This is a genomic window from Streptomyces caelestis (assembly GCF_001279005.1).
Taxonomy (GTDB): Bacteria; Actinomycetota; Actinomycetes; order Streptomycetales; family Streptomycetaceae; genus Streptomyces; species Streptomyces heliomycini.
Map to the genome: position 1 here is coordinate 1 of NZ_LGCN01000288.1, position 2,745 is coordinate 2,745.

The 2,745-nt window shown below is 74.4% G+C and carries 2 protein-coding genes; both read left to right on the plus strand.

What is annotated here, in order from left to right; genetic code table 11:
• A partial coding sequence (locus ADK41_RS38250; protein ID WP_159044013.1) for a phosphopantetheine-binding protein occupies nucleotides 1-553 on the plus strand: 553 nt, incomplete at its 5' end.
• A partial coding sequence (locus ADK41_RS38255; protein WP_159044014.1) for a condensation domain-containing protein occupies nucleotides 550-2,745 on the plus strand: 2,196 nt, incomplete at its 3' end. The genes ADK41_RS38250 and ADK41_RS38255, both read left to right, overlap by 4 nt.

Consider the following 2,745-nt stretch of genomic DNA (forward strand, 5'->3'; position numbering starts at 1 on the left):
TGAGATCGAGTCGGCGCTCGCCGCCCACCCGTCGGTGGCGCAGGCCGCGGTGGTCGTCCGCGAGGACCGCCCCGGCGACAAACGCCTGGTGGCCTACGTGGTCGGCGACGTCGTCGACACCGCCGCCCTGCGCGCCCACGCGAACGAGACGCTGCCCGACTACATGGTCCCGGCCGCCTTCATGACCCTGGACGCTCTGCCCCTGACCGCCAACGGCAAGATCGACAAGCGTGCGCTGCCCCAGCCCCCGGTCTCGGCCGGCAGCGGCGGCCGGGCGCCGCGCAACCCCCGCGAGGACGTCCTGTGCGGCCTGTTCGCCGAGGTCCTCGGCCTGCCGTCCGTCTCCGTGGACGACGACTTCTTCCGCCTCGGCGGACACTCCCTGCTCGCCACCCGGCTCGTCAGCCGGATCCGCACCGTCCTCGGGGCCGAACTCCCGGTCCCCGCCCTCTTCGAGAACCCGAACGTGGCCAGGCTGGCCGAGCGGCTCGACCGCGCCGAGAGCGCGCGTCCCAAACTGCGGCCGATGCGCCGGATGGGAGCCTCCCAGTGATCCCCTTGTCGTACGCCCAGCAGCGCCTGTGGTTCCTCGCCCAGCTGGAGGGCCCCTCGGCGACCTACAACATCCCGCTCGCCCTGCGTCTGTCCGGAGACCTCGACATCGAGGCGCTCACCCTGGCCCTCGCGGACGTCGTCGCCCGGCACGAGAGCCTGCGCACCGTCTACCCCGAGCGCGAGGGCACCCCGTACCAGCGCGTCATGCCGGCCGAGGACGCCCGGCCCGCCCTGCCCGTCCTGGCGGCCGGCGAGGACACCCTCGCGGACGTCCTCGCCGCCGAGTCCGCGCACGTCTTCGACCTCGCCGCCGACCTGCCCGTCCAGGCCCGGCTGATCCGGCTCGGCGCCCGCGAACACGTCCTGCTCGTCGTCATGCACCACATCGCCTCCGACGGCTGGTCCATCGCCCCCCTGCTGCGCGACCTCGCCCACGCCTACCGGGCCCGTACCACAGGGCGCGCGCCCGAGCAGGAGCCGCTGGAGATCCAGTACGCCGACTACACCCTCTGGCAGCAGGAGGTGCTCGGCGAACCGGACGCCGAGGACAGCCTCATGAACCGGCAACTCGCCTACTGGCAGGAGCGGCTGGCCGGGCTCCCGGAGGAGGCCACGCTGCCCGCCGACCGGCCGCGCCCGGCCGTCGCCTCCTACCGCGGCGACACCGTCACCGTGCACTGCCCGCCCGGGACGCACGCCGCGCTCGCCGACCTGGCCCGCGAGAGCGGCGCCACCCTCTTCATGGCCGCGCAGGCCGCCCTCGCCACCGTGCTCGCCGCCTCCGGAGCCGGACCCGACGTCCCGATCGGCTCCCCGGTCGCCGGCCGCACCGACGAAGCCCTGGACGACCTGGTCGGCTTCTTCGTCAACACCCTCGTCCTGCGCACCGACGTCGCCGGCGACCCGACCTTCCGCGAACTGCTGGAGCGAGTGAGGTCGACCGACCTCGCCGCCTGGGCCCACCAGGACCTCCCCTTCGACCGGCTCGTGGAAGCCCTCAACCCCGAGCGCAGCGGCGCCCGCCACCCCCTCTTCCAGGTCATGCTCACCCTGGTCCAGGCCGGCTCCACCGACTTTGGCGCCGACTTCCCGGGACTGCGGGCCCGCGCCGAGTACGCGGCCACCCGCACCGCCAAGTTCGACCTCACCGTCGGCTTCGACGAGCACCTCACCCCCGACGGCCGCCCCGCCGGCCTCGACATCACCGCCGAGTACGCCACCGACCTCTACGCCCCCGAGACCGTCGAGGCCCTGCTCGCCCGGCTGCTCCGGCTGCTCGGCGAGGCGTCCGCCCACCCCGACACTCCGCTGTCCGGCCTCGACCTCCTCGATCCGGCCGAACGCACCCTGCTGCTCGACACCTGGACCGGCCGCGCCACTCCCGTGCCGGACACCTCCCTCGCCGTGCTCTTCGCCGGGCAGGCCGCCCGCACCCCCGACGCCGTCGCCCTCACGCATGCCGGCCGTTCCTGGACGTACGCCGAGGTCGACGCCGTCTCCAGCCGGTTCGCGCACCGCCTCGCCGGACTCGGCGTCGGCCCGGAGACCGTCGTGGCCGTCCTGATGGAACGCTCCGCCGACCTGGTCCTCGCCCTGCTGGCCATCGTCAAGGCGGGCGGTGTGTACGCCCCTCTCAACGCCGTCGACCCGGCCTCCCGGCTCACCCGCATCCTCGCCGACACGGCCGCCCCGCTCCTCCTGGTCGACCCGCACCTCGCCGACCACGAGATCGTCACCGAGGCCGGCGACACCAGGGTCCTCCAGGTCGACGACCTCACCGCCGACGCGGAGACCGCCGCGTACCCGGCGACCGCCCCCGAGGTTCCCACCCATCCCGACCAGTGGCTGTACGTCATGTTCACCTCGGGCTCGACGGGCGTGCCGAAGGGCGTCGCCGTCACCCACCGCAACGTGGCCGAACTCGCCCTCGACCACCGCTGGAGGCGCCCCGCGCACCGCCGCGTCCTCCTCCACTCCCCGCACACCTTCGACGCCTCCACCTTCGAGCTGTGGGTGCCCTGGCTGACCGGCGGCACCGTCGCCGTCGCACCGGCCGGCGTCCTCGACACCGCCGCCCTGGCCGCCGTACTCGCCGAGGGGTCCGTCACCGGGTTGTGGCTGACGGTCGGGCTGTTCCGGCTGGTCGCCGAGGAGGACCCGGCGGCCTTCGCCGGGCTGCGCGAGGTGTGG